This is a genomic window from Erythrobacter litoralis (genome assembly GCF_029760855.1).
Lineage (GTDB): Bacteria > Pseudomonadota > Alphaproteobacteria > Sphingomonadales > Sphingomonadaceae > Qipengyuania > Qipengyuania litoralis_A.
Map to the genome: position 1 here is coordinate 401,280 of NZ_SOSI01000003.1, position 22,595 is coordinate 423,874.

Annotated in this window: 28 protein-coding genes and 1 pseudogene; 10 read left to right on the forward strand and 19 right to left on the reverse strand. The window is 60.3% G+C overall.

Annotation, left to right across the window (positions count from 1 at the left end; genetic code table 11):
- Window positions 1–82: 82 nt before the first annotated feature.
- From E3U23_RS07660 to E3U23_RS07670, 3 genes and pseudogenes are all read left to right on the forward strand, one after another.
- On the forward strand, window positions 83–661 hold the full coding sequence (locus E3U23_RS07660) for a YdeI/OmpD-associated family protein (RefSeq protein WP_279350643.1): 579 nt from the start codon (window positions 83–85) through the stop codon (window positions 659–661).
- A gap of 175 nt (window positions 662–836) precedes the next feature.
- A pseudogene (locus E3U23_RS07665) lies at window positions 837–1,730 on the forward strand (YifB family Mg chelatase-like AAA ATPase); the annotation flags it as partial.
- 23 nt (window positions 1,731–1,753) lie between these two features.
- On the forward strand, window positions 1,754–2,170 hold the full coding sequence (locus tag E3U23_RS07670; RefSeq protein WP_279350644.1) for a hypothetical protein: 417 nt from the start codon (window positions 1,754–1,756) through the stop codon (window positions 2,168–2,170).
- 5 nt (window positions 2,171–2,175) lie between these two features.
- On the opposite strand, the gene E3U23_RS07675 is transcribed toward E3U23_RS07670, so the two are convergent.
- The 4 genes from E3U23_RS07675 to E3U23_RS07690 form a co-directional block, all read right to left on the reverse strand.
- Window positions 2,176–2,523 carry a hypothetical protein gene (locus E3U23_RS07675; RefSeq protein ID WP_279350645.1) on the reverse strand — a complete coding sequence of 116 codons (348 nt, stop codon included), beginning with the start codon at window positions 2,521–2,523 and terminating at the stop codon, window positions 2,176–2,178.
- Window positions 2,524–2,628: 105 nt separating this feature from the next.
- On the reverse strand, window positions 2,629–3,339 hold the full coding sequence (locus E3U23_RS07680) for a hypothetical protein (RefSeq protein WP_279350646.1): 711 nt from the start codon (window positions 3,337–3,339) through the stop codon (window positions 2,629–2,631).
- Window positions 3,340–3,603: 264 nt separating this feature from the next.
- Window positions 3,604–3,903 carry a hypothetical protein gene (locus E3U23_RS07685; RefSeq protein WP_279350647.1) on the reverse strand — a complete coding sequence of 100 codons (300 nt, stop codon included), beginning with the start codon at window positions 3,901–3,903 and terminating at the stop codon, window positions 3,604–3,606.
- 5 nt (window positions 3,904–3,908) lie between these two features.
- Window positions 3,909–4,460 carry a winged helix-turn-helix transcriptional regulator gene (locus E3U23_RS07690; RefSeq protein ID WP_279350648.1) on the reverse strand — a complete coding sequence of 184 codons (552 nt, stop codon included), beginning with the start codon at window positions 4,458–4,460 and terminating at the stop codon, window positions 3,909–3,911.
- 142 nt (window positions 4,461–4,602) lie between these two features.
- Between E3U23_RS07690 and E3U23_RS07695 the strand changes: the two genes are divergently transcribed.
- Window positions 4,603–4,932, forward strand: a complete 330-nt coding sequence (locus tag E3U23_RS07695) for a CC_3452 family protein (RefSeq protein ID WP_279350649.1) — start codon at window positions 4,603–4,605, stop codon at window positions 4,930–4,932.
- 8 nt (window positions 4,933–4,940) lie between these two features.
- On the opposite strand, the gene E3U23_RS07700 is transcribed toward E3U23_RS07695, so the two are convergent.
- The 3 genes from E3U23_RS07700 to galE form a co-directional block, all read right to left on the reverse strand.
- Window positions 4,941–5,552: an HAD family hydrolase gene (locus E3U23_RS07700; protein ID WP_279350650.1), complete on the reverse strand. Its 612-nt coding sequence runs from the start codon at window positions 5,550–5,552 to the stop codon at window positions 4,941–4,943.
- A gap of 91 nt (window positions 5,553–5,643) precedes the next feature.
- Window positions 5,644–5,769 carry a type B 50S ribosomal protein L36 gene (gene ykgO / locus E3U23_RS07705; protein WP_011415100.1) on the reverse strand — a complete coding sequence of 42 codons (126 nt, stop codon included), beginning with the start codon at window positions 5,767–5,769 and terminating at the stop codon, window positions 5,644–5,646.
- A 91-nt stretch (window positions 5,770–5,860) separates the two neighbouring features.
- The gene (gene galE, locus E3U23_RS07710; protein WP_279350652.1) at window positions 5,861–6,874 is read right to left on the reverse strand and encodes a UDP-glucose 4-epimerase GalE; all 1,014 of its coding nucleotides are present in this window, start codon (window positions 6,872–6,874) and stop codon (window positions 5,861–5,863) included.
- Between the two features lie 107 nt (window positions 6,875–6,981).
- Here galE and E3U23_RS07715 point away from each other — a divergent pair, with 107 nt between their 5' ends.
- From E3U23_RS07715 to E3U23_RS07725, 3 genes are all read left to right on the forward strand, one after another.
- Window positions 6,982–7,590, forward strand: a complete 609-nt coding sequence (locus E3U23_RS07715; protein ID WP_279350653.1) for a DUF4136 domain-containing protein — start codon at window positions 6,982–6,984, stop codon at window positions 7,588–7,590.
- Window positions 7,587–8,729, forward strand: a complete 1,143-nt coding sequence (locus E3U23_RS07720) for a M14 family metallopeptidase (protein ID WP_279350654.1) — start codon at window positions 7,587–7,589, stop codon at window positions 8,727–8,729. Before E3U23_RS07715 ends, E3U23_RS07720 begins: the two co-directional genes overlap by 4 nt.
- A gap of 160 nt (window positions 8,730–8,889) precedes the next feature.
- Window positions 8,890–9,501 carry a PEPxxWA-CTERM sorting domain-containing protein gene (locus E3U23_RS07725; protein WP_279350655.1) on the forward strand — a complete coding sequence of 204 codons (612 nt, stop codon included), beginning with the start codon at window positions 8,890–8,892 and terminating at the stop codon, window positions 9,499–9,501.
- On the opposite strand, the gene E3U23_RS07730 is transcribed toward E3U23_RS07725, so the two are convergent.
- The 3 genes from E3U23_RS07730 to E3U23_RS07740 all read right to left on the reverse strand — a co-directional run bounded on the left by E3U23_RS07730 (window position 9,498) and on the right by E3U23_RS07740 (window position 11,145).
- Complete coding sequence (locus tag E3U23_RS07730) at window positions 9,498–9,914, reverse strand: cytidine deaminase (protein ID WP_431732669.1); 417 nt, start codon at window positions 9,912–9,914, stop codon at window positions 9,498–9,500. The two genes, E3U23_RS07725 and E3U23_RS07730, sit on opposite strands and share 4 nt — an antisense overlap.
- A 7-nt stretch (window positions 9,915–9,921) precedes the next feature.
- Window positions 9,922–10,578, reverse strand: a complete 657-nt coding sequence (locus tag E3U23_RS07735; RefSeq protein WP_279350657.1) for a glycoside hydrolase family 25 protein — start codon at window positions 10,576–10,578, stop codon at window positions 9,922–9,924.
- A gap of 63 nt (window positions 10,579–10,641) precedes the next feature.
- Entirely contained in the window at window positions 10,642–11,145 is a 504-nt protein-coding gene (locus E3U23_RS07740) for a UPF0262 family protein (RefSeq protein ID WP_279350658.1), read from the reverse strand.
- Between the two features lie 128 nt (window positions 11,146–11,273).
- Between E3U23_RS07740 and E3U23_RS07745 the strand changes: the two genes are divergently transcribed.
- Entirely contained in the window at window positions 11,274–12,797 is a 1,524-nt protein-coding gene (locus E3U23_RS07745; RefSeq protein WP_279350659.1) for a replicative DNA helicase, read from the forward strand.
- A gap of 1 nt (window position 12,798) precedes the next feature.
- Here E3U23_RS07745 and E3U23_RS07750 read toward each other — a convergent pair whose 3' ends face one another.
- Both E3U23_RS07750 and E3U23_RS07755 read right to left on the reverse strand, forming a co-directional pair.
- The gene (locus E3U23_RS07750; protein ID WP_279350660.1) at window positions 12,799–13,344 is read right to left on the reverse strand and encodes a hypothetical protein; all 546 of its coding nucleotides are present in this window, start codon (window positions 13,342–13,344) and stop codon (window positions 12,799–12,801) included.
- 57 nt (window positions 13,345–13,401) lie between these two features.
- On the reverse strand, window positions 13,402–14,583 hold the full coding sequence (locus E3U23_RS07755) for a phospholipase D-like domain-containing protein (protein WP_279350661.1): 1,182 nt from the start codon (window positions 14,581–14,583) through the stop codon (window positions 13,402–13,404).
- 105 nt (window positions 14,584–14,688) lie between these two features.
- On the opposite strand from E3U23_RS07755, the gene rpoZ reads away from it, so the two are divergent.
- Window positions 14,689–15,033, forward strand: coding sequence for a DNA-directed RNA polymerase subunit omega (gene rpoZ / locus E3U23_RS07760; protein WP_279350662.1), 345 nt, complete (start codon window positions 14,689–14,691; stop codon window positions 15,031–15,033).
- A 75-nt stretch (window positions 15,034–15,108) separates the two neighbouring features.
- On the opposite strand, the gene E3U23_RS07765 is transcribed toward rpoZ, so the two are convergent.
- On the reverse strand, window positions 15,109–15,342 hold the full coding sequence (locus E3U23_RS07765) for a DUF3072 domain-containing protein (protein WP_279350663.1): 234 nt from the start codon (window positions 15,340–15,342) through the stop codon (window positions 15,109–15,111).
- Between the two features lie 99 nt (window positions 15,343–15,441).
- On the opposite strand from E3U23_RS07765, the gene E3U23_RS07770 reads away from it, so the two are divergent.
- Window positions 15,442–16,485, forward strand: coding sequence for a DUF3667 domain-containing protein (locus E3U23_RS07770; protein ID WP_279350664.1), 1,044 nt, complete (start codon window positions 15,442–15,444; stop codon window positions 16,483–16,485).
- A gap of 58 nt (window positions 16,486–16,543) precedes the next feature.
- On the opposite strand, the gene ftsH is transcribed toward E3U23_RS07770, so the two are convergent.
- From ftsH to E3U23_RS07800, 6 genes are all read right to left on the reverse strand, one after another.
- Window positions 16,544–18,511, reverse strand: coding sequence for an ATP-dependent zinc metalloprotease FtsH (gene ftsH / locus E3U23_RS07775; RefSeq protein WP_279350665.1), 1,968 nt, complete (start codon window positions 18,509–18,511; stop codon window positions 16,544–16,546).
- A 117-nt stretch (window positions 18,512–18,628) separates the two neighbouring features.
- Window positions 18,629–19,258, reverse strand: a complete 630-nt coding sequence (locus E3U23_RS07780; RefSeq protein WP_279350666.1) for an exopolysaccharide biosynthesis protein — start codon at window positions 19,256–19,258, stop codon at window positions 18,629–18,631.
- Window positions 19,259–19,307: 49 nt separating this feature from the next.
- Window positions 19,308–19,757 (reverse strand): MaoC family dehydratase, encoded by a 450-nt coding sequence (locus tag E3U23_RS07785; RefSeq protein ID WP_279350667.1) that lies wholly within the window; start codon window positions 19,755–19,757, stop codon window positions 19,308–19,310.
- On the reverse strand, window positions 19,757–20,851 hold the full coding sequence (locus E3U23_RS07790; RefSeq protein WP_279350668.1) for a CaiB/BaiF CoA transferase family protein: 1,095 nt from the start codon (window positions 20,849–20,851) through the stop codon (window positions 19,757–19,759). Before E3U23_RS07790 ends, E3U23_RS07785 begins: the two co-directional genes overlap by 1 nt.
- 143 nt (window positions 20,852–20,994) lie before the next feature.
- Window positions 20,995–21,528 carry an FxDxF family PEP-CTERM protein gene (locus tag E3U23_RS07795; RefSeq protein WP_279350669.1) on the reverse strand — a complete coding sequence of 178 codons (534 nt, stop codon included), beginning with the start codon at window positions 21,526–21,528 and terminating at the stop codon, window positions 20,995–20,997.
- A gap of 181 nt (window positions 21,529–21,709) precedes the next feature.
- On the reverse strand, window positions 21,710–22,594 hold the full coding sequence (locus tag E3U23_RS07800) for a glycosyltransferase family 2 protein (protein WP_279350670.1): 885 nt from the start codon (window positions 22,592–22,594) through the stop codon (window positions 21,710–21,712).
- Window position 22,595 lies beyond the last annotated feature (1 nt).

Genomic DNA, 22,595 nt, shown 5'->3' on the forward strand with positions numbered 1-22,595 from the left:
CTCATAACCAATCAGCTATAACTTGTGAATAACTATCCGGTTATGGAATGTCAATCGGCACAAATTTATGGGGATTTGACAGATGGGAACAACGGTCGCGAGCCTGCTGAAGCAGAAGGATTGGCACGAAGAGCGCAAGAAACTGCGTGAAATCCTGCTGGATTGCGGGCTGGAGGAAGCCGTCAAATGGAACAAGCTAACCTACACGCATGATGGCGGCAACGTCGCCATCATTTATGGTATGGCTGACAGCTGCGCGATCGGCTTCTTCAAAGGCAGCTTGTTTGAGGACAAGGGCGAGAACCTTGTTGCACCGGGCAAGCATTCGAAAGCGATGCGCCGCCTGCATTTTGAAAGCCTCGACGACATCGAAAGGCAGGAAAAGCTTATCCGTGACACCGTCAAGGAAGCGATTGCAATGGAAGAAGCGGGCGAGGAAGTAGATTTCGACGACCGGGAAGAGATCGAACTGCCCAAGGAATTGGTTGATGCCTTCGACGACGATCCAGACTTCAGGGGAGCGTTCGATGCGCTCACACCGGGGCGTCAGCGCGGCTATCTGCTGCATTTCACCGAGGCGAAGAAACCTGAGACGCGCGAGCGCCGGATCGAGAAGCGGCGCCGGGCGATCATGCAACGGAAGGGAATGCACGACCGGTAGCCGTCAGTTATACCGAGGTGTCCGCTTCTATGTTTGGCGCTCGCCATTCAGGATGGCCTCTATGGCGTCGCTAGCGGAATGGCGGCATTGTGACGTTACCAGGCCAGATCCGGACTGACCGCTTCCGGCCCGTTTCCTGCCATTCCGCCACTCTTCCACAGCCAATACGTGACCGAGTGTAGGCATATCCAACCTGGTGATGGTTGGCCCGCCCGGAGCCGGCAAATCACTTCTGGCAAGCTGCCTGCCCGGTATTTTGCCGCCTTTGTCGCCTGCCGAAGCGCTGGAAGTCAGCATGGTGCAGTCGGTCGCCGGTCTTCTGGAAGACGGCCGGATCAGCCGTGCCCGCCCTTTCCGCGCGCCGCATCATTCCGCCAGTATGGCGGCGCTCACTGGCGGGGGGCTGAAGGTTAAGCCGGGCGAGGTCAGTCTCGCGCATCTCGGCGTACTGTTCCTCGACGAATTGCCGGAATTCCAGCGCGCCGTGCTCGATTCGCTCCGCCAGCCATTAGAAACGAACAAGGTCGATGTCGCCCGCGCCAATGCGCATGTGACCTTCCCTGCCAATGTCCAGCTCGTCGCGGCGATGAACCCGTGCCGCTGCGGTCATCTCGGCGATGCGGCGCTTGCTTGCAGCCGCGCGCCCAAATGCGCTGCCGATTATCAGAGCAAGGTTTCTGGTCCGCTACTCGATCGGATCGATCTTCATGTCGAAGTTGATCCGGTAAGAGCCGCCGACCTCGCTCTGCCTCCTCCCGCCGAAGGGAGCGCCGAAGTTCGCGCTCGCGTCGCGAATGCACGCCACATCCAGACTCACCGGGCGAGCGAGAGCGGCGCGCGCACCAATGCAGAGCTGGAAGGCGACGCCTTGGAAACCTTCGCCGGCCCGGACGAGGCGGGGCGCACGCTTCTGATGCAGGCGGCAGGCGCGATGCGGCTGTCGGCGCGCGGCTACACCCGTACCCTGCGCGTCGCACGCACGATCGCTGATCTGGCGGGTGTGGAGAAGGTCGGCCGCATTCATGTGGCCGAGGCGCTTAGCTATAGACGCCAGCCGCCGCGCGCTTAGAACGTGCCGCGGGAGGAATACCGGTGGCGCGTTCGCTTGTGATTTCCGGAGCTGTGCTTTTCCTGCTCGGTTTGCTTCAAGGCGGGCTGCTTGATCTGCATTCGAACCCGCGCATGGCGCTGTCCGCGCATCTGACTGCGGTGCAAAGCGGAACGGCCCTGATCGCTGCTGGGGCGGTGTGGGAACTGGTCGATCTGCAAGTCAAGTGGGATGCCGCAACAAGGCTTTTGCTGATCGTCTCGATGTTTGGCCTCTGGTCTGCTCTCACGCTCGCCGCAGTGATAGGCGCGAGCGAAGCGCTGGCTTTGGCGGGCGCGGGCTACGAAGCGACGGCGACCGGCGAAGGTCTCGTTACGCTGCTGGTGACAGCGTCGAGTGTAGCGATGGTCGTCGGATGGTCGGTATTCCTGGTCGGACTGATCCGGGGCAGAGTCCGCTAGATGTCTCAGTCCTCGCTCATGTCGAGCGTCAGCTTTACCGGTTCGTGCTCCTTTGTGCCTTCGAACCGCTTCAGGAATTCCTCGATTGGCATGGCCTGATTGGGAACGCTGTCGCGGGTTTCGGCATCGCCGGCCGGGGCTTCGGCCTGGCCTGCGGTAATGCGGACATGCAGGTAAGGCACCCAGACCTCGCCGAATTCGGCCTGCTGATACCAGACGTCGAGGACGTCGTAGCTCGCCCAAGCGCCGCTTGGCTCCATTAGGCGCAATCCCTCGCCAATGCGCGGCACCGACAGCGCCTTAATGCGAAATTGACTCTGATGAGTCTCGTTCTGGATTTCGATTTCGATCACGAGCGCACGCGTCCACCAAATGCCGGGTCCGCCTCGTCATCGCAGAAAGGTCTTTAGAGGGTTTTAACAATAGCATCCGCGGCCCACCCCGCGTCGCCATTTTCGTTAATTCGTGGCAGGGCCGTCCTGCATTTCGCGAAGGGCATTTGCCGCATTGTTCAAAGCTTCAATCGCCTGCGATAGCCGGGCTTCCCTTGCAGCGAGATCGGCACCCGCATCGGGCTGCTCGGGCAGTTCGGCTTCAGCCACCGCATATTCCGTCTCGTCGGCGATCGGCACTACCGGCGCCTCGACCACTTCGACGAATTCCGCCTCGTGCGGACCGGGCCGCGGTTTCGCTGCAACGGCGCGACGAGCAACGGGGGGCGGCGGCGTCACGGCAGCTACGGGGGAGGGAGCGTATTCCTCTTCTTCCGGTTCGTAATAGTCAGCCGGACAGAAAGGTACGGAGCGATTGGTCGCAAGGCCAGAGATCGTTGCAATATCGGCGTGGTCGGCACGTTCTGCCATGCGAGCATAGGTCCCCAGATCCTGGCAAGACGCACGCGTCATGTCGATCCGCGAGAATTCGTTGCCGAGGCTGGTTTCGTAAATGCGAAACATTCTTGTTCCAGCCACTTCGCCATACCGCGCCGCAAAGGCTTCGCGGACATTGTCGCTGTGCACAGCGAGATCGCCGTTGCGACTAGTGACAAAATCTCCGTACCTGCGAAGTGACGTCGGATCGAGATTGCGACATTTCAAAGAACCGACCATCAGCATCGTCTGGAATTGATGTATTTGCGCCGATGGTGCGGCTATCTCATCGAAGCACATATCGTATTGTGCAGCGTTAACTTGGTTTGACGCAAGTGCAATTCCGGCACACGCCAACATGGCGCCGAATCGGCGAGTTTTATTCAACATGATTGACCTCCCAGCCGGCAGCGAACGGCCGACTGCTCCTATTGTGACTTCCCCTGTTGCGAATCGTTTACCACAAATTAACGAAAACAGAAACTGTTAGATACGAAATAACAAAAGCTTAGATGTCGAAAGCAGTTTGTTGCGTGGCGCGCACGAACTGACCGGTCGAGGGCGTCACCCTTGAGTTTTGTACGGTGTGTTCTTCAGCAATGTGCGCGTATAATCGGGCGCCCCATCGTCCCACCACACCGGGCCTCGTTCACCCAGGGAGACCTTGGCAGAATGGACGCGCGCTCTCGCCTCGCGCTCCGCCTCAGCGTCGCCCGCGCGTTTTGCCGATCCGACCGCGCGACGAGCGTCCATCAAAGCTTTGACAAATTTCTGCCGCGCACTCTCGTCCAGCGAGGGATCGGTCGCGCGCCACAGCCGCCCGTCGACGATGATGTAGCGCCCGTCCGGCGTGCGCTCCGGCAACCCGCTCAGGCGGCTTCCTTGGACGGATCGGAGGCTGTCGGCGCGTAGGAAGCTCGATCCAGATCGTGCGAGCGAACCGATTCAGTCCCGTCAGCCCTCACCCCGATCTTGTCCGGTTCGACCAAGTTGAGGTCGGCAGGGAGCAATATACGCCCATCGTGCGACAAAATAGAGGTCGGTCCGATCGGCTGGCGGTCACGCTCATCGACGAGAACCGGGTTCTCGACCACCTCCTCGCCGTATTTCTGGCCCCACTGCCGAAGCGCGACCATTGCAGGCAACAGATCGAAGCCCTTGTCCGTCAGCCGATATTCGACCTTTCGGCGGTCGTCTTCGCACAGTTCGCGTTTCAGGATCCCGTGTCCGACGAGACGGCCGAGCCTGTTCGAGAGAATATTTCTCGCGATACCGAGCTCGCTCAGAAATTCTTCGAAATGATGCAAGCCGTTGAAGCTTGCGCGAAGGATCATGAACGACCAGCGCTCGCCCATGACTTCGAGAGCGGACGGCAATCCGCATTCGGTCAGCTCTTTCAGGTTTTCGCGGGTTTCGGCCATCTTATCTCTCGAACACGGCGGGATTTACCGCATCGAACTGAGAAGTCCAATGCGGTTAAAATAAAGGTTGCAATTAACAACCTAAATGCTAGCTATCGTGAATGGGTTGCAAATTGCAACTTACTTCTAAGGAGCGAGCATTATGAAACCTGTCGCGAGCCGTATGGCATCCCTCATCATCGCAAGCAGCCTCTGCATCATCAGCCTATCCGCTGTGACGGCACCCTCACCCGCCGTCGCCCAGACTGCCCCAACGTATTCTGCTACGTTGGAGACGGAAACCGATCGGAGCACGATTGTCGCTGGTAATACGGCATGGCGCTGCGCCGGCACGACCTGCACGACGTCTGCCGGAAAAGGCCGTGCGGAGCGCATGTGCCGCGACCTCGTACGCAAGGCCGGGTCCGTCACCCGGTTCGCGGTGAAGGGCGAAGCGCTTGATGCCGACGCGCTCGCACACTGCAACCGGTGAGCGCGCGTCTAAAGCAAGCCGCGCCCGTCCAGATCCCGTTCGAGCGCGGTCGCTTCCCGGAAGTGATGGACCTGCCACCCTTCCTTATGCGCAGCTTCGATGTTCGCGCTATTGTCGTCGATGAAAAGCATCCGGTGCGGCGCATGACCGAAGCGCTTCGCCGCCAGCGCGAAGATGGCGGGATCGGGTTTGGCGAGCTTTTCATCGCCCGAGACGATGATCTTGTCGAACAGGTCGAACACTTTCTGGGTCGGCCGAAACCCGGCCCAGAACTCCGCGCCGAAATTCGTAATGGCAAAGAGCGGAACCCCGTTCGCATGTAGCCTTTCCACCAGTTCGAGGCTGCCGGGGACGGGGCCCGGTATCGTCTCGTTGAACCGCGTGCGATATGCGTTCAGGTGGGCTTCGAATTCCGGAAATTCGGCAATTCGTTCCGGCACCATTTCGGCAAGCGGCCGACCCCGGTCATGCTGGAAATGCCATTCCTCCGTAATCACTTCGCGCAGCAAGCGCTCGCGCTTGTCCTGATTTGGCTCGAATGCGCCGAAGAGGTTGGCTAAATCCCACTGGAACAGCACCCGGCCCACATCGAAGACTACCGCGTCGATCGTATCGCTCATCGTATATCCCAACAGAAAACGGCCCGTACTCTCGCCTGAGAGCCGGGCCCTTTTCAAACAATGACGCCGGACGATTGATCCGGCGGCGGCTTCAGCCCTGGCGGGCCTTGAAGCGGCGGTTGGTCTTGTTGATCACATAGGTGCGACCACGGCGGCGAATCACGCGGCAATCGCGGTGGCGGTTCTTCAGCGACTTGAGGCTGTTGCGGACTTTCATCGTATCTCTCGCGAATGGCTGTAGGCGACCGCAGATGGAGAGCGGCCTACCGAAATGCAAGCGCGCCCGTTAATGGCGCCCTGTCGGTCCGTCAACCGATTCCACGCTTTTCGGCAAGCGCACGCTCCCATTCCAGAGCGTGGCGCACGATGGTGTCGAGATCGTCGTATTGCGGATTCCATGGCAGGGCCGCGCGTATTCGTGAAGGGTCCGAGACCAGTTCGCCCGGATCGCCCGCGCGACGCGGCTCGATTCGGCGTTCGATCGTTCGATTGGTAACCCGGTCCACCGCATCGAGAACCTCGAGGACCGAGAAACCTCGGCCATAGCCGCAGTTCATCGTAAGCGAGCGATCAGGCTCTGTCATCAATGTCTCAAGCAACAAGACATGCGCCGCGGCAAGGTCGCTGACATGGATATAGTCACGCACGCCCGTTCCATCCGGCGTCGCATAGTCCGTCCCGAACACGCTCACCGCATCGCGCCTGCCCGTCGCGGCTTCGCAGGCGACCTTGATCAGGTGTGTCGCCCCTGCCGTGGACTGGCCGCTGCGCCCTTGAGGATCGGCACCAGCAACGTTGAAGTATCGCAATGCGCCGTAATTGAAGGCATAGGCATTGGCCGCGTCGGACAGCATCTGCTCGGTCATCAGTTTGGACCAGCCGTAGGGATTGATCGGCTGTTTCCGCGTATCTTCGGTTATGGGCGAAACGTCTGGCGCACCATAGGTCGCGGCGGTGGAGCTGAAGATAAAATGCCGCACCCCGGCGTCGATCGCTGTCTCGATGAGGGCGCGACTCTTGACCGTATTGTTCTCGTAATAGCGCAGTGGTTGTTCGACCGATTCCGGGACCACGATAGAACCGGCGAAATGCATGATCGCCCCGATGCCCCGCTCGGCGAAAATACGGCGCAGCAGATCGGCGTCCGCGATATCGCCTTCGTAAAGGGGGACATCGTCAGCCAGGGCGAAGGCGAAGCCGGTCGAAAGGTTGTCGATCACGGCTACCGGCCATCCGGCATCCCCCAGGGCAAGCACTGCGTGACTGCCGATGTAACCCGCGCCGCCCGTTACGAGTACGGGCATTTTCGAAACCTGTGTCATGGCCTCGCGGTAGCACAGCTTCGATAAGGAGCAATTACCCGCAGGGAGCGGAAGTTCACGTGGGGCGTTCCTGAATTACGAGATATTTTCATGCAAAGGATCGCACGATGAAACGCATAGCCGGAACCGCGTCTCTTATGGCTGCCGCCCTCGGCCTCGGAGCCTGCGCGACGCAATATACGGGCCCTGTCGAGGTGACGCGGTTCGTCGGAGCCGATACGGCGGCCCGGCTCGGGAGCGGGCCGGTGTTCGTGGAAGCTGCTGCGGGCGATGCGAGCCCGCTCGCACTGTCGCCCTACACTGCGGCTGTCGCACAGGAATTGCAGCAGCTCGGTTACAACGAAAGTGCACGCACTGCGGCTCGTCAGATCGCCGAAGTGCGCCTTGAGCGGTACCAAATCAGCGGGACCGGAAACCGCTCACCCGTCAGCGTCGGCGTCGGTGGCAGCACGGGCACGTTCGGCTCGGGCGCCGGCCTTGGCCTTGGCATCAATCTGGGTGGCGGACAGCGCGACAGGATCGGGACACAGCTTGCCGTGACCATCCGCGATGCGGTGACGGGACAGTCCCTGTGGGAAGGCCGCGCGGACTTCCAGGCGAGCGACAACTCACCCCTTGCCAGCGGTCCGGCAAACGCCCAGACGGTCGCCGCCGCCCTGTTCGAGGGATTTCCCGGCAATAATGGCGAGACAATAGAGGTAGAGGTTTCCGAGTGAGCGACATCCGGATCGATTCGGCTTTCGACAGCGGTAATATCGAGGTTCAATCCGTTGACGGGGCGAGCGCGAAGATTGCGCTGCGCAAAGACAATCAGAGCGAGTTCGCGCAGTGGTTCCACTTCCGCGTCGCCGGCACGGCGGGCCGCGAACTGGAACTCAAGCTCTGCAACCTGAATACGAGCGCCTATCCCGGCGGCTGGCCCGATTACGACGCCTGCGTTTCCGAAGACCGTCTTTACTGGGGACGCGCGGCGTCGAGCTTCGACAAGGACGAGGACGGCGGCACGCTGACCATCCGCTACACGCCGGCAAGCGACATCGCATGGTTCGCCTATTTCGCTCCCTATTCGATGGAACGGCACCACGACCTTATCGCCGAAGCGGCGTCGTTCGAAGGCGTCGAATATGTCCGCCTCGGCGAAACGCTGGACGGGCAGCCGCTCGATTGCCTGGAAATGGGTGAGGGCGACATGCAGGTTTGGTTTTACGCACGCCAGCACCCCGGCGAAACGCAGGCCGAATGGTGGATGGAAGGCGCGCTCGAAGTGCTGACCGATCCGGCCGACACCGTGGGGCGCGAATTGCGTAAGCATTGCCGGCTGCACATCGTGCCCAATTGCAATCCCGATGGATCGCGGCGCGGCCATCTACGCACCAATGCGATCGGCACCAACCTCAACCGCGAATGGGCCGATCCCAGTGCGGAGAAGTCGCCCGAAATCCTCGCCGTCCGCAACCGGATGGATGAAACCAATGTCGACTTCGCAATGGACGTACATGGTGACGAAGCCATCCCGGTGGCCTTCCTTGCAGGGTTCGAAGGCATTCCGAGTTGGAGCGACGAGCAGGGCGAGACCTTCTATCGCTATCAACGCATCCTCGACCGGCGAACGCCCGATTTCCAGACCGAGAAGGGATACGTGAAATCGGCCCCCGGAAAGGCCAACCTGACCATCAGTACAAATCAGGTCGCCGAGCGCTTCGGTGCGACGGCGATGACCCTGGAAATGCCGTACAAGGACAACCCGGCTAATCCCGAGCCGGAACAGGGCTGGAGCCCGGAGCGCTGCAAGATGCTCGCACGCGATTGCCTGGCGGCACTGCTCGAATGGATCGAAATACAAGACGAGGCGTAGGCTTCAAAATCTGTCTCACTTCGGGACAGATGCAGTCACGCTTTGATTTTGCCTTAACCATCGCATAAGGCGGTTTCCAGGGGGTTTACCGTTCGGGCATTCGGAAACGTATGTCGGTTGCTGCGGTCTTGTGCATAAAAACGACAGAAGGACGACAGCGATGAACAGAACACTTCTCTCGGCTCTCGCCGGAGCCGCTGCGCTATGCGTTGCAACCCCTGCTTTGGCTGCGACCACGATCGATTTCGAAACCACGCCTAGCGGGGCGCTTACTGTACCCGGCGACACGATCGGCGATACCTACGTGGCGGAAGGCTTCTCGGTTTCCGGCGCGATCTTCCAGCGCTGCGAAGGTGGGTGCCCAACGCCCGAATTCGGCGTGTTCGCCGCGAGTTCGAATTTCATCGATCCGATCACCGTAAGCTTCTTCGATCCGATCAGTTTCTTTAGCTTCGAGAACGTCGCGCAATCCTCGGGCCGCGCCACGGCGTTCGCCGCCGACGGCACCAATCTGGGCGTGGTCGACTTTTTCGGCTTTCCTGCGGTGTTTTCCCTCGAGTTCGACGGGATTGCATCCGTTCAGTTCACCACGCTGTTCGAATACGGCGTTGATAATTTCAGCTTCACCGCGAATGCTGGCAGTGGCGGAGGCGGCAATGCTGGAGCCATTCCCGAACCATCCACCTGGGCGCTTCTCCTGCTCGGCTTTTTCGGCACCGGTTACGCAATGCGACGTCGACCGAACCGGAACGTCAAAATACGCTTCGGCTAGTCGAGGGCGGCCGGTCCGAACGCGTGCGGCAGCAGTTCCGATAACGTCAGCCGGATGGTCCGGTCCGGGCCGATGCACAAGATTGTGGGATCGGTCCCCCCAAGCTGAGCCAGTTCGTTCAGCACCTGACGGCATCGCCCACATGGCGTGATTGGTTCGGGCCCCGGACCCGTAACCGCCACGGCAATAAGACCACCGCGAGTTCCCGCATCCATCGCCTTCGCAACGGCTACGGTCTCCGCACAGAGCGCAAGGCCGTAGCTCGCATTCTCGATATTCGTGCCGGTAACGATGTCGCCATTCTCGAACGCCAGTGCGGCGCCTACGGGGAACGATGAATACGGCGAGTAAGATTTACGCGCCGCTTCTCTAGCCGCATCGATCAGTTTCGCTTCGTCGTTCATCAGGATCATCCTTTGGTCAGGGGCGCACCACGAGCCAGCGTAGCGGTTTGTCCGCCGCCGCCGTGTCGTAAGTCGAATTGGCGGTCCACATTCGCCATGGGCGCGCCCCGTATTCCGGTTCGAGGTAATCGCGCTCCAGCCACAAGGCTCGCTCGATGCGGCTTCCGATTCCGAAGCGCTGTTCGAATGTCCTGCTCGGCGCGAGGACGACCGGCGAGCCCGTATGCATCTCGATCTGATTGACCAGCGTGATGAGCTCGCTCTGCACCGCTGCATCGCGAATGCTATTCGGACAAGAGGCCGTGTCCCGCGCCATGCGAATGGCGGGCGGAAGCAGCTCGGCCTCGCGCGGGACCATGGTCAGAAAATTCGCCGATTGTTCGTCAGCACGCAGGCACGGATCGAATTCGTGAACCGCGCCGACCTGCAAACCGGCAGCCCGCGCCGCATCGAGGTTGCGGCCGAAGTTCGCATCCTTCTGCCCCGCCCCTGCGCTCGCCTGCAAATAGACGAAGCTGGCTCCCAAGCCTTTGAGCGTTTCGAAATCGACTGTACCGTCCGACGCGCCGATCAGCGCGCCCTGGTCTGGCCAAAGACTTTCGTCCGGGCGCCATTCCCGTGATTTGTACCACGCGACCGCTATTATGACGATAGCTGCCAGAAGCAGGACCATCACGACCTTCGTAATATTCGAGGTCCTACGAGAACCGCGCCGCGAGCGTGCCATGGCTTTCGCTCAGCCCTTGATATGGAGGACGCAGATAAGCGTAAACAGCCGCCGCGCCGTGGCGAAATCGGTATCGATCTTGCCCTCCAGCCGCTCCAGCAGCAACTCTGCCGCGCGGTTGTGAACGCCGCGCCTAGCCATGTCGATCGTCTCTATTTCCGAAGGGGTCGCTTTGCGGATCGCCTGGTAATAGCTGTCGCAGATGGCAAAATATTCGCGGATCGGTCGGCGAAAGCGCGCGAGCCCGAGCAATAGTTCTTCCAGCTTCTGCCCGCCTTCGTCGCAAACTGTCAGAAGCAGCCTTCCGTCGCGAACCGCCAGCGTCAGGTGATACGGGCCGTCCGCCCCGCGCTCGGAGGCACGGACCGGCCGGAAGGTGTTTTCCTCGATCAGGTCGAAAATAGCGATACGCCGTTCCTGCTCGATATCGGCATTGCGCCAGATGATCGTATCCTCGTCGAGGTCGATTTTGGCGATGCGATGATCGGAAGAAGGTGCTGCGGATTCGCTCATGATGAACGCGCTGCTTTCGCAAGCGGAGCGCAAAGGGGCAAGGCCGAAGGCATCATCCCCGCTTTCCACAGGTTCCCGATCGCCCTCCTCGCTTGCCAGCACGGCATGCGAACGGGCACTGCCCGCCCATGGCCCAGACCGACCTTCTCGTTCGCCCCGACGATTCGCCAACCGCTTCCGGCGATGAGGGTCAGATCATGCCCGCAAACGTCGAGGCGGAGGCGCTGTTTTTGGGCGCGGTGCTGATCGATAACAAGGTGGTCGAGGAACTGAACACCGCGCTAAGGCCCGAACATTTTTACGAGCCGGTGCACCAGCGAATTTACGAGCGCGCACTCAAGCTGCTGGATCGTAATTCCGTCGCGACGCCGGTGACCCTGAAGCCCTACTTCGATAGCGACGAGGCGCTGAAGCAACTGGGCGGCACAACCTACCTCGCGCAACTCACTGCCAACGGACAGGGTTTGCTCGCGAGCGGGAAGCTGGCGGAACAGATCTACGACCTCGCTTTGCTGCGCGAGCTAGTCCATGTCGGCCGCACGCTGGTCGAAGGCGCACTCGACACCTCGGAAGAGGTCGCGCCAATGGACAAGATCAGCCAAGCCGAGGCCGACCTTTACCGCGTGGCCGAAGGCGCGACCGGCGGGAGCGAAGCACTGGACTTCCGCTCCGCCGCCCTCGGCGCGCTCAAGCTGGTCGAAGCAGCAATCAATTCGGGCGGCCGCTTTTCGGGCAAGACCACCGGGCTCGACACGATCAACGACAAGACCAGCGGCCTCCACAATTCCGACCTCGTGATCCTCGCGGGCCGTCCGGCGATGGGCAAGACTTCGCTCGCCACCAATATCGCCTTCAACGCCGCCAGCCGGCTGATGGAGGATATCAAGCTGGGCATCGATCCGAGCGAATCGCCCGGTGCGGCAACCGCCTTCTTCAGCCTCGAGATGAGCGCCGATCAGCTCGCCACCCGCATCCTCGCCGAACGGGCGGAAATCTCGAGTGAGAAGCTGCGCTCGGGCAAGCTGAGTCGCGAGGAATTCCAGAGGCTCAGCTTCGCCAGCCAGGAATTGAACGAGCTTCCACTCTATATCGACGACACTCCCGCCCTCACCATCGGTGCGCTTCGCACGCGCGCCCGGCGCCTGAAGCGGCGGCACGATATCGGCCTGATCATCGTCGACTACCTGCAATTGCTGCAGGGATCGGGCCGCGCGAACGACAACCGGGTGAACGAGATTTCGGAAATCAGCCGCGGACTGAAAACATTGGCGAAGGAACTCAACCTGCCGGTCATCGCACTGTCGCAGCTTAGCAGGGCTGTGGAGCAGCGCGAGGACAAGCGCCCTCAGCTATCGGACCTTCGCGAATCGGGTTCGATCGAGCAGGACGCCGACATGGTGTGGTTCATCTATCGCGCCGAATATTATCACAACGCCATCAAGCCCGACACGCCGGACGAAACAAGCAGCGAGGAAGTTCGCATGAAATATGCCGACTGGGAAGCGCGGCATTTGGAACTCGTCAACCGCGCCACCCTGATCGTCGCCAAGCAGCGCCACGGATCGACCGGCAACGTCCCGCTCCTGTTCCAGAGTGAGATCACCAAGTTCACATCGCCCGAATTGCGCGGTGGCTATGAGGATTACGAATAGGTCAGCTGTCCGATTGCGGACCGCATTCGTAGATCCCTTCCACGCTGAGCGATTGGCCGCCGCGCGCTAGGTTCATCGTTGCGGCAAGCGGCGCCGGTCCGGTCAGTTCCGATTCGCTCGCCGCATCGGACGCTTCCGAAATTACATCGATATCGACCTGAAGGTCGTTCGGACCGGCAAAGCTGGGCGTGCCCGACAGCGCGTTATACCCGCCGCTGCCGTCCATTCGGAGGTCTTGCGGCTCGCCATCGATAACGATCAGGGCCTCGGCGTTTTCGCGGGACGCATCGTTGGCCACGCCGACCAGCAGCACATCCTGCCCGCGCCGGAATACGCAGCCGAGCTCGCCTTCGAAACCGCGATCGCGGCGCAGGGCGGAATCAATCGTGGACGGAACCAGCGCCGTGGGCGCAGGGGTCAGCGCGGGCGACGGCGAAGTTTCGATACGGGGCGGCACGACTATCGGTTCGTTCACCGCATCCTCGGGCACGGGATCGCCGCATGCAGCAAGGAAAGCGAGAGCAGTCAGGGCCAGTACGTATCGCAAAATTCGTTCTCCTATCGCCTGCCTACGGCTTTAAGCAGGCCGACGTTCCATCGGCAGTCAGATACCAAGATTGAGCCGCCGCGACACCGTATAATCGACGACGGATACGAGCAGCCATCCCGCCCACCATCGCATGCGGTTGAAAAGCGTCGAGCGCCGGGCATGAAGTTCCGGCGTAATGCGTTCCGATGCGGGCAGGTGCTGGCTCACGAATTCGCGCATCCGGTTGGCCAAAGCCTTGTCCTCGATTTTCAGCACCAGTTCCAGATTGAGATAGAGGCTGCGCATGTCGAAATTGGCGCTGCCCATGTATACGGCATCATCCAGTACGATGAGCTTGGTGTGCAGCTTGCAGGGCATGAATTCCCAAATGCAGGCGCCATGATCGAGCAGTTCTCTGTAGAGCGCGCGCGCTGCGCCGATGGTCGCCCCGTTGTCCGATTTGCCCGCCATCAGCAGCCGCGTCCGCCCCTTTTCCGCAATACGACCGATCCGGCGGCGGAGCCTCCTGGGCGGTGAGAAATAGGCCATGAAAATATCGAGCCGTTCGCCTTCCTCCAGATCGTCGCTGACGTCTTTCGCCCAGGTCGATAGCCCGCGGGTCGGACCGCCGATCAGCCAGCGGGCCTCTCCATCGCGCCATTCCCACTGCCGGACTGCGCGGCGAATCGCGCGAAATTGCGCGTCCTCATCTTCGGTCCATTCCAGGAGATTGGCGAACCAGTCCGTCAGCCCCGCGACAGTCGACCCCTCGATGAGGATAGCGAGATCGTTCCATCCGTTGTCGCGCGGCGGGGCGAAATAATCGTCCTCGATATTGAACCCGCCGAACATCGCGCGCTTGCCATCGGCAATGACGATTTTCTGGTGGTTGCGGATGAGATAGCGCCGGCTCCAGCGCGCGCTGAAACACAGGAACCGCCCGCCGCATTCGGTGAGAGGCTTGAGGAATTCATCGGTGGCTGCCGCGCCGAACCGATCGATGATCAAGGTCACTTCGACGCTGCGTCGTGCCGCTTCGCACAGGGCGTCGCGAAACTCCGTGCTGATGGCGTCTTCCGCGAAGATGTAGAAGCAGACGTCCAACCGCTCCTCCGCTTCTGCGACCAGCTTCAGCAGCGCCTCGCGCCGGTCCTTTCCGTCGGGAAAGAAGGTAAGGTGCTGGCCTGCGGCAGTCGCTTCGAACGGCGGCGGATCGCGATACTCACTGGCTTGCGTCGGCGCTGGATCGTCTCCCATCCGGCGACTGTAACGGTTGGATGAAAGGGTGCAATTCCTTGACGGGAAGCCATCCACCGTCTATCCGCTGCACTTTCCTGATTTTGCCGAAGACTGGAGTGCCACATGGCGCGCGTTACCGTTGAAGATTGCGTAGACAAGGTTCCCAACCGCTTCGATCTCGTTCTGATCGCGGCGCAGCGCGCCCGTGAGATTTCGGGCGGTGCCGAGCTTACGATCGACCGCGACCGCGACAAGAACCCGGTCGTCGCTCTGCGTGAAATTGCCGAGCAGACCGTGAAGCCGAAAGAGCTTCAGGAATCGGCGGTGCTCAATCTTCAGAAGATTCTTCCCGACGACGAGGACGATGCGGACGAAGTCGGCTCGCTCAGCCAATCGGCCGAAGCCTTGCGGATCACGGCCTCTGCACCTACCCGCTCGACCTCGATCGGTGGCGATTACGAAGGCTGATCTTTTTGCAGCTTGCATTAAAAAGGCCGCCCGAAGCGATTCGGGCGGCCTTTTCGTTCGTATTGATGGGCAGGCTCACTGACCGCGACCAGTCTCGCCCTGCAATTCGTCGATCATCTTCGAGGCATCGGCCTTGGTAAGCTCCGTATCGTACCGCTCCGGACAACCCGCCTCCTCACATAGCGTCTTGAGGTAGCTCGCCTGCGCTCCGGTCATGCGCTCGTCGCCCGTCGTCCAGTTGTCGGGATCCTTCTGTGCGTTGGATACCGGATCGGACTTGGGTTGCTCCTTCGGTTGGGTGGCACTCATGGGTAATTCTCCTTTATCGATCCAACTGTTCCGTTCCGGTATTGTTCCGGTAGATCGACGCCGCCTTCTGCGTTTATATCGTGCAGGGGAGGATGGCGGGTGGATAGTACGAAGAGTGACTCGAACGATTGCCCGGTTCACGAGGTTTCCCGACCGTCTACCGGCCATTTCGAGGAGACCGTTTGCCTGAATTGTGGCGCGGAACTCCTCGGCGCACATTGTCACGCATGCGGTCAGGAAGCGCATCTTCATCGCACGGTCGGCGCGTTGTTCCACGATTTGCTACACGGCGCGCTGCATTTCGAAGGCAAGACGTGGCACACGCTGCCTGCGCTCATCCTGAAACCCGGCGAACTGACGCGGCGCTATATCGACGGCGAGCGCAAGCGGTTCGTGTCGCCGATGGGGATTTTCCTGTTCTCGATTTTTCTGATGTTCGCCGTGTTCCAAGCGATCGGACTGTCAGCGCCGAGCGAGATGGCCTTGAGCACAGACGTCGAGGGCGAGATGGTCACCCTTCGCGAACAAACGATTGCTGTCCGAGACGGCTACCAGCGCGACATGGATGCCGCCGAGCCCGGGAGCTACGATTATCGTTATGCCAAACTAATGCGCGACGACGCTGCCGACGATCTCAAGCAGATAACGCAGGCGGGGGAAGTGATAATAGGGGGCGAAGGGTTGGAAGAGTTATCCGAAGTATCCGCCGGTGATGGCGGATTCTTGGACCATGCTTTCTCCAAATGGGAGAAGAACCCGGGCTTGATGGTCTACAAACTGCAGTCCAACGGCTACAAATTCAGCTGGATGCTCATTCCGATCTCCGTGCCCTTCGTATGGTTGCTGTTCTTCTGGAAGAGGCGGTTCGGGGCTTACGATCATGCGGTGTTCGTCACCTATTCGATCGCCTTCATGTCGCTGTTCTTCGTGACGTTCTCGCTTCTGGTGACGATCGGTACGCCGGCGGCGATATGGGGCACGCTGCTTTTCATCGTGCCGCCACTGCACATCTACAAGCAGCTTCGCGGTACCTATGACCTGTCGCGCTTCGGAGCACTGTGGCGGCTCATCGTGCTCAGTATATTCGTCCTGATCACGACCGCGCTGTTCGCCCAATTCCTGTTCGTTCTGGGCAGCGTCTGATCGCCGAATGAAAAAGGGCGCCCCAAATAGGAGCGCCCCTGTTCTCTACCGATCCTGCTTAGGCGCCTTGCGGAGCGCCCTCGCCACTTCCGCCGAACTTGCGGCCCGCTTTCGGCACCGCGCTCCCGCCGACCGGGCGGACCTGCGGTTTGCGGGGTTCGTCGCTCTTCTCGACCTTGCCGTCCTTCATCAGCTTGTCGATCTCTTCACCGGTCAGGGTTTCGTATTCAAGCAACGCCTGCGCGAGGAGGTGAAGCTTGTCTTCCTGCTCCGTCAACACATCGCGCGCGCGCGTCAGGCCGCTCTCGACCAGATCCTTGATCTCGGCATCGATCAGCTTGTTCGTTTCCGATCCACCCATGGTTCGCTGCGTGCCGCTCATGCCGAGATAGCCTTCCTGGCTCTGCTCGTATTGAAGCGGGCCCAGCTTGTCGCTCATGCCCCATTTAGTGACCATATTGCGAGCAAGGTCGGTTGCGTACTGAATGTCGCCGCTCGCACCGCTGGAGACCTTGTCGTGCCCGAAGATGATTTCCTCAGCCACGCGGCCACCCATTGCCACTGCAAGGTTCGCGTGCATCTTGTCGCGGTGATAGGAGTAGCTGTCGCGTTCCGGCAGGCGCATGACCATCCCGAGCGCGCGGCCGCGGGGAATAATGGTTGCCTTGTGAATGGGGTCCGACGCCGGTTCGTTCAGCGATACGAGTGCGTGGCCGGCCTCGTGATAGGCGGTCATCTTCTTCTCGTCGTCGGTCATGACCATGGAGCGGCGTTCCGCGCCCATCATCACCTTGTCCTTGGCGTCCTCGAACTCCTGCATCGCGACGAGCCGCTTGCTCCGCCGCGCGGCCAGCAGCGCCGCCTCGTTCACGAGGTTGGCGAGGTCCGCGCCGGAGAAGCCCGGCGTACCGCGCGCGATCGTGCGGGCATTTACGTCGGGCGCCAGCGGCACCTTCTTCATGTGCACCTCGAGAATCTTCACACGCCCATCGATATCGGGAACCGGAACGACGACCTGGCGGTCGAAACGCCCCGGACGTAGCAGCGCCGGGTCAAGCACGTCGGGCCGGTTGGTAGCAGCGACGATAATAATGCCCTCGTTCGCCTCGAACCCGTCCATCTCGACCAGCAGCTGGTTCAGCGTCTGCTCGCGCTCGTCGTTCGAATTGCCGAGACCGTGCCCACGGCTACGACCGACCGCATCAATTTCGTCGATGAAGACGATGCACGGTGCGTTCTTCTTCGCCTGTTCGAACATGTCGCGCACGCGGCTGGCGCCGACGCCGACGAACATCTCGACAAAGTCGGAGCCGGAAATGGTGAAAAACGGCACGCCCGCCTCGCCCGCAATGGCGCGTGCGAGCAGCGTCTTACCCGTACCGGGCGAGCCGACGAGCAACGCGCCCTTCGGAATCTGACCGCCCAGTTTGGAAAAACGCTGCGGATCCTTGAGGAATTCGACCACCTCTTCCAGCTCTTCGCGCGCTTCGTCGATGCCGGCGACATCGTCGAACGTCACGCGTCCCTGCTTTTCGGTGAGCATCTTGGCCTTCGATTTGCCGAAGCCCATCGCGCCGCCCGCGCCGCCGCCCTTCTGGACTTGCCGTAGAGCGAAGAACGCAATCCCGAGGATCAGCACAAAGGGAAGGATATTGATCAGCGCGTAGAGAAGGATATTGCCGCTATCGGCCTCGACGCCCGAATATTGAACGCCGTTCTGCTCGAGCAAAGGCGTAAGGCTAGCATCGTTCTGTACGGGAACCGTGTTGAACGCCTCGTCGCTTTTCGTAACTCCGGTGATCCGGTTCGGCGAAATCTCCACCGATCTGATCGTGCCCTGCGAAACCTTTTCCTTGAAATCGGAATACAGGATCTGCGTACCCGACGCCTGGCTCGATCCGCCAAAGACGGACACCAGCAGCAACAGGCCGAGAAACACCCCGCCCCAGATGAGCAGGCTCTTGATCCACGGGTTGGGGCCGCCACCTTCGGGTTCGTTCGAAGGGTCGGAGTTCTGATCGCGCATGAGCGGGTAATCCTTTCGTACGCTTGGAATGTAATGCAGGACTGGTGAATGACAAGTTTAGCAATCGCTCCCGTTCGGCGGCATTTTCGATTGCCGAGATCGAGCGACGCGCAGCATTCAAAGAAAGGGCAGCATCCCGCTCGAACCGGGGGGCGCGAAGTAGAACCACACCGCGCCGACCGCAGCGATCCCCGACACGATCAGCGCAATCAGCATGAACAGGCCGTCGCGCACAGTAAGCGCTAGGCCAAATGCTGCGATCGCCGCCATTGGCAGCGTGCTGGCAAACGGCAGGAATTCAAGCGGCGGTACGGTACAGCACAGCAGAATGACCAATCCGGCGGCGATCCGAATCCAGACACCCTCCACCAATCGCTCGAGCCGGTCCTGGCTGTGTTCGTCCAGCCAGCGGGATATCCCGCGCAGCTTTCCGACCGCCTTGTGCAGTTTCTTTCCGAACACGCCGCGCTGCTGCACGAATTGCGGCAACCAGACATGATCCTTGCCCCAAAGCAGCTGTGCCGCAATCACTGCAATCAATGCTGCGAGAACGCTCGGTACTCCGGGAATGCCGCCGATTGGTGAAATCTCCAGCAAAGCCGGGAGAAGGATGAACGGACCGAAGCTGCGCTCACCGAAATCGTCAAGCACATCGCCGATGTTAACGGCCTCATTGGCTGCAGCGAGATCGTCGAGCTCTGCAAGAACCCCGTCGACGCCTTCCACGCCGTCTGTCTTATGCGCCATCAGCGTCTCCCCGATAGTCCCAACTGACTGCACGGAAGATCGGTCCGGATTATCCTGACTTGCGAAGCAGAGCGGATCGTTCGCAGCGGCACACGACGTCGCTGTGTTGATTGATCGCCTCATGTCTGAAAGTCGCGATACCGGCATTCGGACGCGACTTGCTTTCACGCAGGCCGATCACCTCGCTGGTCGCGCGCAAGGTGTCACCGATGAAAACGGGCTTCGGCATGACGAGCTTGTCGTAGCCGAGATTAGCAACCAGCGTTCCCAAGGTCGTATCACCCACGCTCAGCCCGACCATTAGAGAAAACGTGAAGGTGCCGTTGACCAGTATCCGGCCGAATTCGCTGTGTTTCGCCGCCTCCACGTCAAGATGAAGCGGCTGAGGATTGTGCGTCATGGTTGTGAAGAGAAGATTGTCGGTCTCGGTCACTGTGCGGCGAATCTCATGCTCGATCGTATCGCCAAGCGACCATTCGTCGAAATATCGTCCAGCCATCAGCGCATTCTCTCCCGTTCCCAATTCGCAACGATCTCGGCGCCATCCTGCGCCGAGGGCCTGATCTTCGGAGGTGTCCGGCTGAAACGCGGGGCCGGCGCGGTATGCCACAGGCCATCCTGCTCGACGAAGTTCTCCCGCGCCTTGAGGTGAGGATGCTCCTTCGCCTCGCCAAGCGGAACGACCGGCGCGAAACATGCATCGGTGCCTTCCAGCAAATCGCACCACTCCGCCTGCGTTTTCGTGGCGAAGAGTTCGGCAAGCCGATCGGCGTAAGTATCCCAATTCGCCGGATCGAGCTGCCCGTCGCGGAGCGAGGCAGGCGCGTCGATCCGCTCAAGCAGCTCCGCATAGAATTGCGGCTCGATGGCACCGACACTGATTTCCCGGCCGTCCTTACAACGATAGCAACGATAGAAATGGGCGGCGCCTCCGAGCAGCCCCTTCCCCCGTTCGACCGTACGAATTGCGCCTTGGGGTTGGCCATGGAAAAAACTCATCAGGCTTGTTACGCCGTCCACAATCGCGGCATCGACGACCTGTCCCTTTCCGCTGGTCTGGCGCTCATACAGTGCGGCGAGGATACCCATCGCACAATACAGCGAACCGCCGCCAAAATCGCCAACGAGGTTTTGCGGCGGAACGGGCAATTCGCCGCGCTGGCCGATCGAGTCGAGTGCGCCGGTGATGGCAATATAGTTCAGATCATGGCCTGCCGCTTTTGCAAGCGGACCGTCCTGTCCCCAGCCCGTCATTCGCGCATAAATGATGCGAGGGTTTGCCGCGAGAACTTCGTTCGGCCCAAGCCCAAGCCGTTCCATGACGCCAGGACGAAATCCCTCGATCAAGACATCGGCCGTTTGCAATGCTTCGAGACACCGACGCTGGCCGCCGTCACTTTTGAGATCGAGCGCAAGCCGGTGCCGCCCACGTTCGACAACCGGATTCATGGGCCGGTAGCCTTCCCGTTCGATACGGACCACCTCGGCGCCCATATCCGCCAGCATCATCGCGACATGGGGTCCTGGGCCAATGCCCTGAAATTCCACGGCCTTCAAGCCAACAAGCGGACCGTTTGCGGTTCCTGTCGTCAAATCATTCTCCTCATTCGAGAAGGGTAATGACGGTGATGGCGCTGCTCGTCCAGCGCCAGATAACCTCGCTCTGCCACTTCCCCCGGGCACAACAAAAAAGGGAGGCCGAAGCCTCCCTTTCGAACACTCTAAATCGAGATCGCTTACGCGAAGTCGAAGTTCGTCTTGACCGACGAATTACGACGCGAACGCAGCGCACCGCCGACGAAGCCAAAGCCGAGGATCATAAGAGCCCACATGCCCGGCTCGGGAATCGCGCCAGCGGCGAAGGTTACGACGCCACTGAATGCAGCGTTGTTGCCCGGCGTCGTCTGAGCGATACCGTTCACGATAAGCGTCTGAAGGCCCGAGTCTGTATTGAGCGCGATGCTGCCGAATTCGAACTGACCATTAGGCGTCAGATTGAAATTCTGGCCATTCAACGTAACCGACGTGAAGTCGATGTTACCAGCCATGCTGACAGCTGCAGTCGTGATCGACGCAGCGGTACGACCAGCTTCCGGCAACACGAATGTGAATTCACGAGTGAACGGACCAGAGTTGCGAACGGTACCGGCAAATTCCCCGGTAAGCGTATCGCTGCCTTCGTCGCTCTCAAGAACGATGGTCGCGGCGCTAGCAGGCGCGGCGACAGCGAAAACAGCGCCACCGGCCAATGCAAGTGCGAGTTTTTTCATAATAAATTCCTATCTCCCTGACGGGACATTAAGCCAGTTTCCTGACATACGAACGATTTTGCGCTTCACACCGATAAAAGGGTGTTAACGGTTTGGTAACTGTCTGGCAATGGTTTCCGTTCCGTTTCGGCGTAGAAACTCAGGGGTTTGTTGCAACTGCGCCATAGTGGGACACATTGCATTATCGCGTCCGCTCAAAGAGGAGCCTATGAGCATCGTAAAAGCGCCAGAACCGCTGTTTGGCGAGCATTCCTATAGCGCGGATCCTGTCACCAACATCAACGAGTGCATCGGATCGCACGGCTTTCAACGAATGCGGCACGATCGATGCTGGCAATAGCCAAGTGCGAAAGATCCAGCGCAAATTCGACCCGCCATTCTGCCGCTCGAAAGCGTAGGTCTCCCGATTAATGCGGCGCCACTTCGCCGTAAGATCTGTCCATGTTTCACGCGCCGGATGCTCGACGATCGCTTCGGCTTCATAACCTAGGGCGAACCCCTTCGACGTTGCGCGAATCGACCACTCGCGGTCCTCGGATACGACGGTCTTGAAGGGGCCGACCTTGGCAAAGGTTTCGGCTGTGCAGAAGAGGTTGCCCGATCCGGTGAAACCCTTCGTGCGAATGTAGCTTTCGTTGTCGAACGCGAAGACCCGCTCGAACGCCTCGATCCCGTTCATGCCTCTGGGGCGCGTGACCGAAGTTATAACGCGACCGCCGACGAGATCGTAATTTCGAAGAGCAGCCACTCCTTTCGACAGCCATTGCGGCACCGGAACGCAATCGCTGTCCGTAAAGGCGAGTATCGTTCCCTTGGCTTCCGCAACGCCTGCGTTTCGCGCGGGCCCCGCCCCCTGATCGCGGGCGAGTATAACGCGCCCACGTCCCGCGACAACGCGACGGACTTCGTCGAGGCCGCATGCCGAATTGTTGTCGGCCACGATGACTTCGAATGTTTGCCCGCCAAGCTCCGTTTGCGCGGTAAGTGCGTCGAGGCACTGGTCGAGATGCGCTAAGTCCTGATAGTGCGGCACGATGACACTGATGTCGCAGGTTTGATCAGGCATT